A 15722-nucleotide genomic window follows, 5' to 3' on the forward strand; every position below is an offset into this window, starting at 1 on the left:
CTGCATAATTGAGTGTTCCTGATGGCACTAATGTTCTAAAACTATAATTAACTCCATCAGTAGAACGATAAATAGCATAACCCAATTCGTTGGTTGCATTATCTGCCCATGTAAGTTGAAGGGTAGTAGATGATACACAATCAGCAGAAAAAGATGTAATATTGCCATTAGGAGCAACAGAAGAGAAATTATAGAACTTTCTACTGCCATTAGATGCACTATTTAAAGAAATTGGAGATGTTGTATAACATGCCTCATTGGAACCTGTATAAGAAATTGCAGAACCTGTTACAGTAGGATGTTGGTCTGCATCCATTGCTACATACTGATTTGTACCATCACCTGCTCCTAAACCCACTCTTGGAGCTATTCCTGCTCCACAACTAATTGCACTTGAAAAAACACCCACATTCATTTGTCCATAAATCATTCTGATTACACCTCCATTGGTATTATTAGGAGCTGTTTCATAAATATGAGTTTGCCATGTTGCATTGGCTGTTGTAGATGTGCCATCTACTCTCATATTCTGCCACTCTACAACAAGTTTGCGATTGGGTGCTGTTCCAACTAATTTATAATGTACTTTTCCTGAAGAATGGGTTCTCCATAACAATTCATTACTTGTACCTGGAGTAGAGTTAGCAAATGTACAAACTCTATGATGCCCCACAATAGCCATTGTATTTGCATCTGTATTGATAACACTTGTGCCAAAACGAAGTACTCCTCCTGCATTTACAGAAAAGTCGGTAAATCTTTGCCCCATAAAAAAGACCTCAAACCCAATAGCATTTACAGAAGAAGATACTGGTCCTTGATTACCACCTATTAAAGTAGTTGTACCACTAGACATATCCTCCAACGACTCATTACTGGCCGCTGAAGCTGTATAATTTTGAATATTCTGTGAAAAAACAGTTTGGTAAAAGAAAAGGCTTATTAGATAAAAAAATGTTTGTAGTAATTTTTTCTGCATAATTCAATATTTTTATTTTTATAAAACGATATTTTTTAAAATTTTAAACTATAAAATATTTATATCGCATGCAATATTAATGAAGAAAAAACGTTTTACAAAATTAAATTTCGTCAGATATCATGTAATTTATTCTTTAATTTAGAAGAAAAACAAAGAAAAATGGGTTTAATAGTTTTAAACCATTAAACCCACGAAAAATATTTTTTTATTTTTTATTTTTTTCTTGTTAATACCTTTTCAACGGCTGCCACCACATTTTCTGCTTCTAAACCATACTTTTTCATCAAATCATCAGGAGTTCCACTTTCACCAAAAGTATCATTGACTGCTACAAACTCTTGGGGAGTAGGCAATTTTGTTGCCAATACTTCTGCTACTGCACTTCCCAAACCTCCAAAACGTTGATGCTCTTCTGCTGTAACCACACATTTTGTCTTAGATATAGAGGCTAAAATTGCTTCTTCATCCAATGGTTTGATGGTATGAATATTGATTAATTCTACACTGATTCCTCTTTGAGCCAGTATTTCAGCAGCTTGGATAGATTTCCAAACCAAATGTCCTGTTGCTAAGATGGTTACATCTGTTCCTTCTTGTAACAATAAAGCTTTACCTATTTGGAAAGGTGTATTTTCTGAAATAAATATAGGTACTTTGGGTCTTCCAAAACGCAAATAAACAGGTCCATAATGTTCTGCAATTGCCATGGTTGCCGCTTTTGTTTGGTTGTAGTCACAAGGATTAATCACTACCATCCCTGGAAGCATACGCATCATGCCCAAATCTTCTAAAATCTGATGAGTCGCACCGTCTTCTCCAAGTGTAATACCTGCATGAGAAGCACAAATTTTTACGTTTTTATGGGAATAAGCAATAGATTGACGTATTTGGTCATAAACTCTCCCTGTCGAAAAATTCGCAAAAGTACCTGTAAAAGGAATTTTACCTGTAACTGCTAAACCTGCTGCAATGCCCATCATGTTGGCTTCTGCAATTCCGACTTGGAAAAAACGTTCAGGAAATTGTTTTTGGAAGGCATCCATTTTGAGTGAACCTGTAAGGTCAGCACAAAGCCCCACTACTTGGTCATTTTGCTTGGCTATTTCTAATAAGCCTACTCCAAAACCCGAACGAGTATCATTATTACCTAATATCTCAAACTTTTTCATGAAAAATGTATTTTTGTTGGCAATTGCCTGCAAAGATAAAGGTATAATTTGTACCAAAAAGAGAAGTTTATATTTTATTTTTTCTGATTTATAAGGAGTTTATACAAATAAACATGTCCATTATCTTGAGCCTGTAGTGTAATTGTAGCCCCTCTACAGTCAAATTCAATGCTATTTGTGCCTGTCCAAGGAGCATCCAAACTTCCTTTTATTTTTTCTGGAGGTAATACATTTTTGAGACGTTTATAGATTTCTTTAAAAGTTTCAGGATAAGTAGGTTCAATCTCCATATCGTCACTATCTCCCAATTCAGCATAAAAATGTGTAGTAAAAAAAACTGTTCCTTCTTTTTGAAGAGTAGCACACACAGCAACCTGAATATCATCAAAAATGGTTCTTTTACCAAAATCTGCAAAAATAGTTTTTCTTTTCAAGTCATATAAAGGAAACATCTTGTGCAATTCGGCATCAGTATAATTCCACTTTAAAACTTCTGTTGGGTTTTCTACAAGAAAACCTTGTGTAAAATCTAAAAAATCAGGATAACGCTCCATATTGATAATTTTTTATCTTAATAAAAAAAGGTAGCAAATGCTACCTTTTTAATTTTAAGCTCTTCCAGAAGATTCTACTTGTGCTTTCATCTCATCTTTCAAGACTTTTCGTAAGATTTTTCCTACATTCGATTTAGGTAACTCAGTTCTGAATTCTATATCACGTGGCTGTTTGTAGCCTGTCAGATTTTCTTCACAATATTTACGAACTTCTTGTTCTGTGAGGCTTTCATCTTTCTTTACAATATAAATTTTTACACGTTCTGTAGCCTTTGCATCAGGTACACCAATAACTGCTACTTCCAATACTTTAGGATGCCCTGCTACTACATCTTCTACTTCATTAGGATACACATTAAAACCAGACACCAAAATCATATCTTTTTTCCTATCTACAATTCTAAAGAAGCCATCTTCTTGCATTACACCAACATCCCCAGTTTTGAACCAGCCATCTTCTGTGAACACTTTGGCTGTTTCATCAGGTCTATTCCAATAACCAAGCATCACATTGGGTCCTTTCGCACAAATTTCACCTGCTTCGCCAAGTTGTACATCTTTGCCATCATCATCAATAAGCTTAATATCCACATTAGGTACAGGTATCCCAATTGAGCCTATTTGTTCTGTACCATCAATCGGGTTACAAGTAAGTACAGGAGCTGTTTCACTTAACCCATAGCCTTCAGCAACTGCAATACCTGTCATTTGTTTCCATTTTTCGGCAACTGGTTTTTGCATTGCCATACCACCAGCCACAACTACTTTTACATTAGTCCAATTGATTTTCTTAAAATCTGGGTGATTCATCATCCCTACAAACAAGGTATTGAGCCCTGTAAGTACTGTAAATTTATTTTTAATCATTTCACCTAAGAAACTTGGCATATCTCTCGGATTGGCAATCAATATATTTTTAGCTCCGATAGCCACCATAGAGAAGCAATTCACAGTCAGTGCAAACACATGATACAAAGGTAAAGGTGTTATAATTACCTCTTGAGGTGATTCTTTAAGTTTGGGACCCATCCAAGCTTTTATTTGCATCATGTTTGCCAAAATATTTCTATGAGTAAGCATTGCTCCTTTAGAAACACCCGTTGTACCACCTGTATATTGTAAAAATGCTAAATCAGAGCCTTTGGAATCTACAGGAGTAAATGTTTTTTTAGCTCCCATGGATAAAGCTTTATTAAAAGAAACTGCATTGGGGATGTTAAAAGGAGGTACCATTTTTTTCTTATGTTTTACAACATAATTCACAATTTTACCTTTTAAAAAACCAAGCATATCTCCAATTTCTGTAACAATTACATGCTTGATATTGGTATGTGGTAAGGCTTTTTCTAAGTTTTGAGCAAAATTTGCTACAATGATGACTACTTTTACATCAGCATCTTTATACTGATGTTCCATTTCACGTACTGTGTATTGAGGATTCACATTGACAGCAGTAAAGCCTGCTCTCAAAATACCAAATAAAGCCACAGGATATTGTAAAATATTAGGCATTTGCAATCCTACTTTATCTCCTTTTTGCAAACCTAGGCTTTGCAAATATGCTGCAAAGTCTTGAGATTTTTTATCTATTTCTTTGTAGCTCAATACCTTATCCATAAACTGGTAAGCAGGCAAATTTGCATATTTTTTAAGATGCTCATCTAAAAATGCTACCAAAGATGAATATTGGTCAGGATTGATTTCTTTGGGAATGCTTGCATGGTATTTTTGTAGCCAAAGTTTTGTTTCTGACATAACGCTATGTGTGTTTTAAGTGAAGATTATAAGCAATTTTAGTTTTTTATGCGTTGTATGTGTTTCTAATTTGGAAGAAAGAATAAGGAAAACAGAAATTAGAATTTAAAAGAATTTTGTCTTCCCTCGTACTTTTTCAAGGTATATTTTTCATTACATATCTCTTTGCAAGAGCTCTGCTACAATAATATAGCGTTGTTCTTTAGGGATTTGTGAAAGATACATGGCTGCTTCTGAATGTTTATCTTTTCCTTTTAAATCTATAATTTCTTGTCCATTTCTACTAATTTTTATTTTCCCATCTTTCTTTTTGAGTTCAAATGGATTCTGATTTTCTTCATTATCAGACACTTTTACTTTTGCTGCATCTAACTTTATTTTCCAAAGAAGTTTGCTTCCATCGGGTGTACGAACTTTAAAACCATCTGCATCTTTCGCTTTCACTTCTGCTACTTCATTACCATTAGCATCTTTATATTTATTTTTCTCTGCTGATTTCGTTTTACCTTTGATGACCTTACCATCAAATTCTATTTTTACCTCATTATCAGAGAACTTAAATACAGCTTTATCACCAATATTATTGGTGTATTCAATTGTTTGTTCGTTTGCTTGAACAGATTTGTTATCAGATTGTACTACTGTTACAGGTTCTTTATTAACTTTATCATCATTTTTACTTGTTCCAAATATAAGAAAGCCTGCAAGTCCAACAGCACCGACCAATCCTCCCAAGCCCACTACTTTCCCCCATTGTACTTCTTGCTTTGGTTTGTAACGTACTGATTGCAGTAAGGCTAAAGCTTTTTGGTCAGATGGATTTTGAAGTAATGCTTGAGCGGCATATTCCTCACTTTTTTTCTTATGTTGTTGTTGATTGGTTTGCACGAATTTCATTCCGTGAACTTGAGCAAGCAAGCTAAGTGTATCAGCATCATCAGGATTGAGAGCATAGGCTTTTTCGAGAGCTATGAGTGCATCATCAGCCTGCTGATGGTCTATAAAGCCTTTACCTAAGAGAATTAACTTTTTACGTTCTTCCTCAATGGCTTGTAAGTCTTCATCACTCATACCCAGTTCTTGACTGATGGCTTTTAAATCAGCTTTTATTTGTTCATTATCTTTTTTTGCCTTTATTTCCATCATTTGTTTGATGTAGGCATCTATTCTTTGTTGCTCATCCATGATGCTCAAGAGTTTCTAAACGTTAATCTATGAAATTTTTATGAAAATCAAAACTCTATTCTAAATTTTTGCCCAGTAGTATATACAGAAACTTTTAGATTTGTAGCTCCCAGTTTATTTTTATACACATTTTTACTTTTCTTAGGATTTTCAAAAACGATTACTTGCGAATCGCCTACTACTTCGGCTTTATTTTTATATACTAAAATAGCTGTTGCTTCGTCTATTCCCACACATAGAAATTCAGGGTGTTCAATAACAGCACTGATGAGCCTATTGTGTCTGCTTCGAATCAGGAAATGCTGGTCTATAATTGCTTTTTTCAAAAATCCCATTCCTTCCCCAAACTCAACATTATCTGCTTCTATGGTTTGGAATGTTTGATTGTATTCTTTATATCGTTTTTCATTTCCTGTAATCATTTTTTTACTCATCACAGCAGCACCTGCTGAAGTACCTGCTATCATGCCTCCTTGTTGGTAACAAGCCCAAATTGCCTCATACACAGGAGTATTCTGAATAGAAGCCATAAGTTTATTTTGGTCACCACCCGAAAAATATATCAGTTTAGCATTTCTGATACTATCCAAAGCTGATTTTGAAGCATTTTTGGCATTTTTAGAAAAATCGTAGCCAAAAGCCTTCATTTTATTTTCAGCAAATTGTTTTTGAGCATAAAAAATAGCCGAATCAGGTTCTGAGCTTGCCATTGGAAGAATAATGGCATATCCTCCTTTATCCAAACTTGATTCTATAAACATACGACTGAGCAATTCTGGAGGGCGTTTACCTCCTCCAATGATAAATAACTTACCTTGAGCATTTAAGAAAAAACTATGTAAAATACATAGCCCTAACAAAATATTTCTTTTGAGGTGTTTCATTATTTTACAGCAATCAGTTCTACATCAAAAATTAAAATAGCATTGGCAGGAATATCAGCTCCTGCTCCTTTTTCACCATAACCCATAAAAGAAGGAATAATCAGTTTTGCTTTTGAACCCACAGGCATCTGCATAAAACCTTCGTCCCAGCCTTTTATTACTTGTCCATTACCCACTGCAAACTCGAAAGGTGTTCCTCTATCCACAGAACTATCAAATTTTTTCCCATTTAATAACATACCTGTATAATGAGCCACCACAGTTTGCCCCTTTGTGGGTTTTGCTCCTGTTCCTTTTTGAGTATAAACGATATGAAGTCCTGAAGGTAAAGCCTGAGCCACCAATTTGTTTGCTTTTAGGTACTGTTGAATTTTTGTTGTTTCTTCTATTTTGAGTTTGGCATTTTTGGCATCCTTTTCTTTCTGAATTTCAACATTGGAGCGTATTTTTTTGATTTTGATGTGGTATTTGAGATATTCGCCTACATTGATAAAGGTTGGTAAAGCTGTTGGGGCATATTTACGAAGCGTATCTAATGACACCAACACTTCTACACTATCTTTTTCTTGAAGCAAACCAAAGACTTCTAAAGGTGTTGTTTTGCGTTCTATATCTGTATATTTATCTTGCCAATTAAGGTTGTTATCAGGAGATTTCTGAACTAATGAATCTTTTCCTGTATAAATAGCTACTGAAAATGTAACTATTTCACCTAATTTTACTTTTCTATTTTGAGGAAATTGTTTGAAGTGTTTATATAAAACTCCATTATTGGTTTTTTTGTAGTTTTGAGCAAAAGAAATACTACCTATCAAGAGTATGAGTGTACTAAAAAATAATTTTTTCATAAAAATTAATTGAATCTATAAAATCATGATACTTTGCCAAAGTATCAAAAAAGATATTGTTTTTGCAAGAGAAACCCATTCATTATTTTATGATAGAATCTGAAATTGAAAGAATTTTTGGTAACAAACTTCGTTTGCGTGTAAGTGGTATTTGCATAAAAGCAAATAAAGTATTATTAATCAAACATGTAAATTTAGGTGAAGGAGGTTATTTGTGGTCACCGCCAGGTGGTGGGTTACACTTTGGCGAATCTGTGGAAACTTGTCTCAAAAGGGAGTTTGAAGAAGAAACTGGTTTTAAAATTAAAATGAAGCGTTTTTTGTTTGTCAATGAATTTCTTCAGCCTCCACTCCATGCTATTGAGCTTTTTTTTGAAGTAGAAGTTGTAGGTGGTTCATTGCTTCTTGGCAAAGACCCTGAAATGCAAGAAAACAACCAAATTATTAGAGAAATTGCATTTTTAGATATAGAAACTCTCCAAAAAGAGCCTGCTATTTGTGTACATAGTATGTTTCAGGAACTCAAAAGTGTAGATGAATTATTGGAGAAAAATGGGTATTTTAGGGGATAATAAAAAACCTCCATATTCTTGGAGGCTTTCATTATTAATGAATTGACTATTTTATTTAAATTCTATCTTTCCTATTTGGTCTTTTGCATTTAGAAGAATAATATTGGAAGTTATTTTTTTACTAAACATTATATAAGGTTGTATTTTTGTTTGTTTATAACCATAAACCAAATCTTTCTTCACTTGTCCATCAGGAGATACCGTTATTAAAAATAATCCATCTCTAGAACCACCTGAACCAGAACTTCTTTTTATTTCTTTGTCAGTATTGGCTTGAGCATTCTTCGATAAATCTTCATAAATAATATACACATTTCCGTTATAGTAGGTACTTTGAATAGAAGGATTATCTGCATTGAGTTGGTATTTCGGAATTTTAGAGATACTTTTCAGCTTACCCGCAGCATCCACGTTCATACAAGCTATATCGCAATAAAAATATCTGTAAGTAGTACGTGTTCTACCTCTTGAATCAGTAAAAGTTCTTATTTCAAGTTTATATTGTTCAGCTACAACAGTATAACTTCCATCAGGTTTGCTATAAACATTTCTGATTACGTAAGGAACATAATCTTCTCTTTTCTTTCTCTCAGGATATAATTCTGTAACTTTTGTTCTGATTTTACTAAGAATAGAAAAATTGCTACAATCAATATTGGTAATGAAAAACTCATCTGAAATATTGCTAGTAGAAGTTGATAGCAATCCTCTTTTTATATCGCTCAAAAAGCCTGTACAAACAAGTGTATTATTTGCCCCATGTTCTATTTCTATTGTCATAATTTCATCACCCTGAAAATCAAAATCGAACTGTTTGGGTTTTCCAGAGCCTTTTTCAAAGGCAATCAACTTATAATAATTATCACTTTGACCTTTTTTTACTTCTTTTGATTCTTTGTATATCAAAGCTAATACATAAATATTTCCATAATTATCAATTTCTATTTCACTCACACTAAAATTCTTATCTTTGATGGGCAAATCAACATCTTTATTGAAAAGCAAGGTTGTCAAGTCACTGTCATATACCTTAAAACCCATTTTTGTTGGTTCGTTTCTTTTTGTTGGTTTTTCTTTGTAAACGAGCAATTTGGTGGAATCAGGAGAAATTGCTGTGATACCAAAAACGTTAGAATTATAACCCTGAACAGAAAAAAGCCCTCCTCCTGAGGAATTTACTTGACCTTCATCTAAAATTAGCGTTTTACCAATTACATTCAAGTTTAAATCTGTGGTAGAAGCATATAAATAAGTTTTCTTTTCTTTCTTTTTCCTCTCGCTAATCAAATGAACGATTTTATCCTTGAGGAAAATAGTTTTATTGTAAGAATAACGCTTTTCATCCAACTCAAAAGGAATTATTTGTTCTTTTTCTAATTTCATGCTTTGGTTGTACTTACGAAAAACAAGCTGTTTGTCTTTACCATAATGAGTTGTATAATAATTTTTCTCATTCCCGCCTATAATCCCAGCCATTCTTTTTGTTTTGATTTTTTCACCCCAAACCACATCAGCTTGTTGTGCAAAACTATTATTTAGACATAGTAACACTAATAATAGTGTAGAAAATAAACTTATTTTGTTCATATTTTTCATGTATTTTTTATTTTTGTACAAAAATAAAAAAACAAATATTCTTATGAAAAAAGTTTTAACAATTTTACCATTTCTTAACCTATGCATCTTTTTTGCATATTCACAAACACCTGTAGATACTTCTTCAAGAATAAGGGTATATACTCCAAATGGAAGCAACAATTCTAGTTATAATAGTGAAGAGTCTTATAAATGGGCTCTCAAAACTGACGTAGTACCCATGATTAGTGGCGAATTCCCACTTATTGGCGAATTTAAGGTAGCTAAAAGGCTGAGTACAGAATTTTCTGCTGGTATTACATACGATTTAAATTTATTAGGTAGTGATCTTTTCCCCGCAGAGTTAGATCGTATGCCTAATGATTATTATTATATAGATGCTGAAAACTCTGGAACTAGTACAGCCTTTCGTTTGGCTCTCAAATTTTATCCTTCAAAATATGAATCAGCGATTGAAGGATGGTTTGTAGGATTACAGTTGATGAATAAAAATTTAGTTAGAACATACATTGGAGAAGACAATCCTTTATTGGCAGATGAAAAGTTTAAGAGAACTCGAACAGGTGCTGCCATTATTGTAGGAAAGCAAGTAGTTTGGGATTCTAATGTTTTTGGTGAGTTTTTCTTTGGAATAGGTATTGTAAGAATCAATTACTCTATACCTGCTATCAGCACCATAGATGAGTCTATTTTAAGAGTAAACAATTCTAAAGTAACACCCAACATTCTAGTGGGTTATAGATTTGGATTTGGAAATTAATTCTTAAACATAAAAGCCTCCAAAATTTGGAGGCTTTTATGTTTTAATGAGTATCTTCTATTTTGGTTTTCTCTAAATCAAATAAATCGTTAAGTACATCTATCAGTGTTTCGGCTTCGCCACGTTTACAAGCTGCTTTGAGTTGCAGAATAGGCATTTTCATAATTTTCTGAACCAAATTTCCTGTAATTTTATCAATTAGTTCGGCTTCTTGTTCTGAAAGTTTTTTAGAGTACTTGGAAATTTCTTCTTTTCTGATTTGTTCCAAAGCATTCTTGAGTTTTTGGATAGTAGGCGAAATTTCCATTTCTTTTGCCCAATTTTCAAAATCGGCAATAGCTTCTTCTACAATTCTTTTTACAGCAGGTATTTCAGCCTGTCTGCGTTTGAGCGTTTCGTTGGTTTTGGCTTGCAAATGGTCTATATCATACACCATACAGCCTGCAATATTTTCCACATTAGCATCCACACTTCTGGGTACAGAAAGGTCTATGAAATATTTGTGTGAATAAATATTGATTTGCTGTAAATTTTCTTGATGAATAAAATTGGTTGCCACTGATGATATAATGACATCAGCTTCTTCAATTTGTTTCCAAACATTTGTAAAATCTGCTACTTCAAATTCACATTCCTGAGCAAGTTCAGTAGATTTTGAGGTTGTACGGTTACAAATCGTTACATTTTTAAACTTTCCTTTCAGATTTCTGCAAACATCTGTTCCAATTTCGCCAACTCCTAAAACTAAAATTTTAGGTTCTTGTAAACTAAAACTGATTTCGTTGAGTAGCTCAACAGCTGCATACGAGGTCGAGGCTGCCCCATCTCTAAAAGAGGTTTCTTGAGATACTCTTTTGTGGGTAAAGAAAATGCTATGCAATAATCTGTGTAAAAAAGCCCCTGCCATTTGTAAATCGGCAGACCATTGGTAAGCTTTTTTCATTTGGTTAGACACCTGAATATCACCAAGTATCTGAGCATCAAGCCCCAAAGAAACATTGTATAGATGCTCAACAGCCTGATTATATTCTAAAATTTGAAATAAATGAGTATGTGCCTCCAAAGCTGTATTGGCTTTGAAAGCCACCAAAGCCTGAATAATCTGATTGCTTAGGTTTTCTTCAGCACAATAGTAAATTTCTGTACGGTTACAAGTAGAAATAACAAGCCCTTCAGAAATTTGAAAAACATCTTTTAAGTATATCAGCAAGTCTTTTGACTCCTGTTCTGATAAAGCAAATTGCTCCCTTACACTAACAGGTGCTTTGTGATGAGTGAGGCAAACAGCTTTGAGTAATTGATGCATAAGACGGTTTTATGTTCTTTTCAGATAACTCTATTCAAAAAAGTATGCACAAAAATAAGTAGCAAAATCTAAAAATGTACATGACTTAGCTCAGGAAAACCATATTTAGAATATTTCTAAATAACATCATCTATTTATGTTCTGAATGCTAAGGCTTCATTATTCTCATTTACAATCTTTTATTGAATATAAATTAAGATGTCGCTAAAAATTTTTCTGTATTTGTTTTGCAAATATAGAAAAGAAAAATAACTTTGTAAAAAAAAATATTAATTAATAAAAATTATTATTTAGTGTCTCAAGAATCTATCACATATCAAAAAATCAAAGAAAAATTGACTTTGCATGGTTTAAAAGCCACTTCACAACGTTTGGTGATTTATGAGGTTCTTTATAAAAATCCTCAACACCCTACTGCCGAAATGGTTTTTGATTGGATTCATCTAGCCAATCCGAGTATTTCGCTAGCTACTGTTTATAAAACATTGGATACTTTTGCAGACAATGGACTTGTAAGAAGAGTTGCTTCTGAAGATGGTTCCTTGCGTTTTGATGCTCATGTGGGTTCACACAATCATTTGTATTGTACAAACACCAAAGAAATTATTGATTTTGAGGATGATACACTTCAAAACCTTATTCAGGAGTTTTTAAATACCAAACAATTTGAAAATTTTGTAATTAAAGATTTTCAGTTGCAAATCAATGGTCAGAAATTAGACCACCAAAAAACGATTCAAGTATATGACAAAGAAAAAAAATAAAGAATCTCAAAATAGTATTATCAAAGTATTAGAAACTCTGATAGCCAACGAAATGACTCTTTTTGTAAAGGCTAAAAATTATCATTGGAACGTAGTAGGTGTTCATTTTAAGCCTTTGCATGAGCTTTTTGATGAAATTGCTGGAGGCACACAAGACATAATAGATGAAACAGCAGAACGTATCAGAGCTTTGGGAGCATTTGTACCTGCTGGTTTAGCACTTTTTGCTTCACAAACAAGTTTGCAAGAAGAGCAAAAAACAGGTCTTAAAGCTGAAAAGATGGTGGAAAACATTTTAAAAGATTATGAGTTAATTATCAGTAGCCTCAAAGAAGGCATTGAAATAGCGGACGATTTAGATGATGTAGCCACAGAAGATATGCTCACAGGATTTCTGAGAGACCACGAAAAAACAGCTTGGATGTTACGTTCTCATTTACAATAATCTATTTTAGCATAAAAGAAGAAAGAAAAAGGAGAAAAGAACATTCGTTTAAAATTTATTTTCCTTTCTCTTTTTTCCTTTCCCCAATTTTTCAAACAATTAAAATTCATAAATTCACCTTAACCATCACATTTTTATGTTAGTACTCAGAAAAGCTCCTCATTTTGTTGCTCCTGCTGTCATCAATGGAGAAGAAATCGTTGATAACTTTTCATTAGATCAGTATTTGGGCAAGAAATATGTAGTTTTCTACTTTTATCCAAAAGATTTTACTTTTGTTTGTCCTACTGAAATCTTGGCTTTCCAAGAAAAATTAGCTGAATTCGAAAAACGTGGTTGTGCTGTAGTAGGTTGTTCTACTGATACAGAGGAAACTCACTTAGCATGGCTTTCTACACCTAAAAATAAAGGTGGTATTGAAAGTGTTACATATCCTATTGTAGCTGATACAGCAAAAACTATTTCTAAAAACTTTGGCGTTTTAGGTGGTTACGAAGACTACGATGAAGAAGGAAATGCTGTATTTGTAGGTGCTCCTATCGCTTTGCGTGCTACATTCTTAATTGACAAAGAAGGTATGGTACATCATGAAACCATCAATAATTTCCCTTTAGGCAGAAATATTGATGAAACACTTCGTCTATTGGACGCTTTAATCTATGTAGAGAAACATGGTGAAGTTTGCCCTGCTAACTGGCAAGAAGGCAAAGATGCCATGAAAGCAACCAAAGATGGTGTAGCTGATTATTTAGCAAAACACTAAAAATATCAAAGATTAGAGTTTCTTAAGATATTTTAATTTCTAAAAAAGGTTTCCTCTAATAAAGGAAGCCTTTTTTTATTTTTAAATTTTAATCTGTTCTTTTGAAAAAATATTTATATTCAAAAACTAATATATAGAAGAATGAAGAAAAAGCATATTTGGATTATAGGAATTTCAATTATTATCATCTCTATTTCTATTCCTACTTTCCATATTCTCAAAACAAAGTGGAATGAAAATGACACAAAAATTAGCATTCCTAAAGGCTATATAGATGATGCAAGCCAATTAAACTTAACAAAAATTGACACTATCATTCATGTTCCAAAGGACAGAAAAGAGATTGAAAAACAGCTTAAAGGTATATTGAAATATGCTAAAGAAAATAATTTAAAAATCTCTATTGCAGGAGCAAAACACAGCATGGGAGGTCATACTATTTATCCAAACGGAATTGTTTTGAATATGCTTCCATATAAACATATGAGCCTTGATAGCGTAAATAATATTCTTACAATAGGTTCAGGAGCTTTATGGGAAGATGCTCTAAAATTTTTAGACAAATACAAAAAGTCTATTGCAATTATGCAAGCATTCAGTTCATTTTCTATTGGAGGTTCAATTAGCGTTAATGGACATGGTTGGCAAAAAGATTTGCCCCCAATTTCTGAAAGTGTAGTTTCTTTTACTTTAATGAAAGAAGATGGAAAAATTGTCAATTGTAGTAGAGATGAAAACAATGAACTTTTTAAATTAGTAATTGGAGGCTATGGTTTATTTGGAATTATTTTGGATGTAAAAATAAAAGTAGTAGAAAATATTGCTTTACAATACAAATACGTTCGCTTAAGTCCTGAAAATTATATAAGTTATTACAAAAAATATATTTCAGAAAACCCTAATGTAAATCTTGTATTCGGAAGACTTAGAATTTCGGATAAGCACTTTTTGGAAGAAGCTACATTGAATTTTTTTGAAAAGGTGGAATCTCCTATCCCTCCTTTATCAAATCAAAAAAGTACAGAAATGCAAAGATTGGTTTTTAGAGGAAGTGCAAACAGTGAATACGGAAAAAGGCTTCGTTGGAATTTAGAAACAAGAATGAACAAAGTATCCAAAAATGCAATTTATTCAAGAAATGAGCTTTTAAATGACCATGTTTCACTTATTGAAAATAAAGACACATCCTCAACAGATTTACTTCAAGAGTATTTTATTCCTGAAAGGAATTTTAACAAATATATAGAAGATATTAAACCCATTTTAAAAAACTCTAAAATTGATTTGCTAAATATTACTATTCGAGGTGTTCATCAAGACCATGACAGTTACTTAAATTATGCAAGAGAAAATGTTTTTGGGTTTGTACTACTCTTTAATCAAAAGAAAACAGACAAACAAGAACAAGAAATGAAAGATTTGACCAATCAACTTGTAGATGTTGCCTTGAAGAATGAAGGAACTTTTTATTTACCTTATAGACTTCATATCAATAAAGAAAAAATGAGAAAATCTTATCCACAAGCTGAAAGTTTTTTTCAACTGAAACTGAAATATGACCCTAAAGAACTTTTTAATAATAAATTTTATCAACACTATAAGTAAAATCTACCTATTTCGTATTGCTCTGATTTTTTTGTTTATTAACGAACTAAAACAAAATATTCTTTGTTTTATAGTTTAGTCATGAAAAAGTTTTTCCGTCAAATAGTAGCCCTAATAATGTTTTTGGTAATTTTCATTACCAATACAGGATTTGTTGTGGTGAAACATCACTGCAAAATGCGTGGCGAAAGAATATTTTTGTTTGCAAAACCTCAAAATCTGTGTTGCCCTGCTGATGCAAAACCCGAAAAACCAGTTTTTGATAATACAGCTTGTTGCATTGAGCAATTCAGTTTATACAAACTAAGCATAGATTTAAACACTTTTAGTGTCCCTACTCTCGATTTTGCAACTCCTCAAGCGTTTTTTTCATTTGAGTTTACCCCTGTTTCGTTTGTAATTTTTCCAACACAAGAAAGTATTACAAACTATCCCAATCCACCTCCTTTACCCTTTGGTAAAGTCTTGTTACACCATATCTGTTCGTATCTGATTTAGCATAAAATCTATACCCGTTTCTATTTATTGTAGAAA

The 15722-nt window shown here is 32.8% G+C and carries 14 protein-coding genes and 1 pseudogene; 7 read left to right on the forward strand and 8 right to left on the reverse strand.

From position 1 onward, the window contains the following. Window positions 1-1194: 1194 nt before the first annotated feature. From AD998_15495 to AD998_15520, 6 genes and pseudogenes are all read right to left on the reverse strand, one after another. A complete protein-coding gene (locus AD998_15495; GenBank protein ID KOY87362.1) occupies window positions 1195-2151 on the reverse strand; it encodes a transketolase in 957 nt (318 codons plus the stop codon). A 74-nt stretch (window positions 2152-2225) separates the two neighbouring features. Beyond that, window positions 2226-2705, reverse strand: coding sequence for a hypothetical protein (locus AD998_15500; GenBank protein KOY87363.1), 480 nt, complete (start codon window positions 2703-2705; stop codon window positions 2226-2228). A gap of 54 nt (window positions 2706-2759) precedes the next feature. Then, a complete protein-coding gene (locus tag AD998_15505; protein ID KOY87364.1) occupies window positions 2760-4460 on the reverse strand; it encodes a long-chain fatty acid--CoA ligase in 1701 nt (566 codons plus the stop codon). Window positions 4461-4613: 153 nt separating this feature from the next. Further along, complete coding sequence (locus AD998_15510) at window positions 4614-5645, reverse strand: hypothetical protein (protein ID KOY87365.1); 1032 nt, start codon at window positions 5643-5645, stop codon at window positions 4614-4616. Between the two features lie 47 nt (window positions 5646-5692). Further along, window positions 5693-6529, reverse strand: a complete 837-nt coding sequence (locus AD998_15515) for a cyanophycinase (protein KOY87366.1) — start codon at window positions 6527-6529, stop codon at window positions 5693-5695. Further along, window positions 6529-7002 (reverse strand): annotated as a pseudogene (locus AD998_15520) (hypothetical protein). The gene AD998_15515 and the pseudogene AD998_15520 overlap by 1 nt, the downstream one beginning before the upstream one ends. 464 nt (window positions 7003-7466) lie before the next feature. Here AD998_15520 and AD998_15525 point away from each other — a divergent pair. Next, window positions 7467-7949 (forward strand): NUDIX hydrolase, encoded by a 483-nt coding sequence (locus AD998_15525; protein ID KOY87367.1) that lies wholly within the window; start codon window positions 7467-7469, stop codon window positions 7947-7949. A gap of 51 nt (window positions 7950-8000) precedes the next feature. Here the strand turns inward: AD998_15525 and AD998_15530 are convergent, their stop codons facing one another. Then, a complete protein-coding gene (locus AD998_15530; GenBank protein ID KOY87368.1) occupies window positions 8001-9632 on the reverse strand; it encodes a hypothetical protein in 1632 nt (543 codons plus the stop codon). Here AD998_15530 and AD998_15535 point away from each other — a divergent pair. Beyond that, entirely contained in the window at window positions 9589-10305 is a 717-nt protein-coding gene (locus tag AD998_15535; protein ID KOY87369.1) for a hypothetical protein, read from the forward strand. The two genes, AD998_15530 and AD998_15535, sit on opposite strands and share 44 nt — an antisense overlap. A gap of 43 nt (window positions 10306-10348) precedes the next feature. On the opposite strand, the gene AD998_15540 is transcribed toward AD998_15535, so the two are convergent. Next, window positions 10349-11611 (reverse strand): glutamyl-tRNA reductase, encoded by a 1263-nt coding sequence (locus tag AD998_15540; GenBank protein KOY87370.1) that lies wholly within the window; start codon window positions 11609-11611, stop codon window positions 10349-10351. 308 nt (window positions 11612-11919) lie between these two features. On the opposite strand from AD998_15540, the gene AD998_15545 reads away from it, so the two are divergent. The 5 genes from AD998_15545 (at window position 11920) to AD998_15565 (ending at window position 15686) form a co-directional block, all read left to right on the forward strand. Further along, window positions 11920-12375 carry a hypothetical protein gene (locus tag AD998_15545; protein ID KOY88238.1) on the forward strand — a complete coding sequence of 152 codons (456 nt, stop codon included), beginning with the start codon at window positions 11920-11922 and terminating at the stop codon, window positions 12373-12375. After that, complete coding sequence (locus AD998_15550; protein KOY87371.1) at window positions 12356-12820, forward strand: hypothetical protein; 465 nt, start codon at window positions 12356-12358, stop codon at window positions 12818-12820. Before AD998_15545 ends, AD998_15550 begins: the two co-directional genes overlap by 20 nt. Window positions 12821-12956: 136 nt before the next feature. Then, complete coding sequence (locus tag AD998_15555) at window positions 12957-13583, forward strand: alkyl hydroperoxide reductase (protein ID KOY87372.1); 627 nt, start codon at window positions 12957-12959, stop codon at window positions 13581-13583. A 141-nt stretch (window positions 13584-13724) separates the two neighbouring features. Beyond that, window positions 13725-15188: an FAD-binding protein gene (locus AD998_15560; protein KOY87373.1), complete on the forward strand. Its 1464-nt coding sequence runs from the start codon at window positions 13725-13727 to the stop codon at window positions 15186-15188. Window positions 15189-15305: 117 nt separating this feature from the next. Next, a complete protein-coding gene (locus tag AD998_15565; GenBank protein KOY87374.1) occupies window positions 15306-15686 on the forward strand; it encodes a hypothetical protein in 381 nt (126 codons plus the stop codon). The last annotated feature ends 36 nt before the right edge of the window (window positions 15687-15722 follow it).

It is taken from the genome of bacterium 336/3 (assembly GCA_001281695.1).
In the GTDB taxonomy this organism is placed as follows: domain Bacteria; phylum Bacteroidota; class Bacteroidia; order Cytophagales; family Thermonemataceae; genus Raineya.

Coding starts and splice junctions, on each gene's coding strand:
- AD998_15495 (KOY87362.1), bottom strand. CDS start 2,151: ATGAAAAAGTTTGAGATATTAGGTAATAATGATACTCGTTCGGGTTTT.
- AD998_15500 (KOY87363.1), bottom strand. CDS start 2,705: ATGGAGCGTTATCCTGATTTTTTAGATTTTACACAAGGTTTTCTTGTA.
- AD998_15525 (KOY87367.1), top strand. CDS start 7,467: ATGATAGAATCTGAAATTGAAAGAATTTTTGGTAACAAACTTCGTTTG.
- AD998_15510 (KOY87365.1), bottom strand. CDS start 5,645: ATGGATGAGCAACAAAGAATAGATGCCTACATCAAACAAATGATGGAA.
- AD998_15530 (KOY87368.1), bottom strand. CDS start 9,632: ATGCATAGGTTAAGAAATGGTAAAATTGTTAAAACTTTTTTCATAAGA.
- AD998_15565 (KOY87374.1), top strand. CDS start 15,306: ATGTTTTTGGTAATTTTCATTACCAATACAGGATTTGTTGTGGTGAAA.
- AD998_15555 (KOY87372.1), top strand. CDS start 12,957: ATGTTAGTACTCAGAAAAGCTCCTCATTTTGTTGCTCCTGCTGTCATC.
- AD998_15505 (KOY87364.1), bottom strand. CDS start 4,460: ATGTCAGAAACAAAACTTTGGCTACAAAAATACCATGCAAGCATTCCC.
- AD998_15560 (KOY87373.1), top strand. CDS start 13,725: ATGAAGAAAAAGCATATTTGGATTATAGGAATTTCAATTATTATCATC.
- AD998_15535 (KOY87369.1), top strand. CDS start 9,589: ATGAAAAAAGTTTTAACAATTTTACCATTTCTTAACCTATGCATCTTT.
- AD998_15540 (KOY87370.1), bottom strand. CDS start 11,611: ATGCATCAATTACTCAAAGCTGTTTGCCTCACTCATCACAAAGCACCT.
- AD998_15515 (KOY87366.1), bottom strand. CDS start 6,529: ATGAAACACCTCAAAAGAAATATTTTGTTAGGGCTATGTATTTTACAT.
- AD998_15550 (KOY87371.1), top strand. CDS start 12,356: ATGACAAAGAAAAAAAATAAAGAATCTCAAAATAGTATTATCAAAGTA.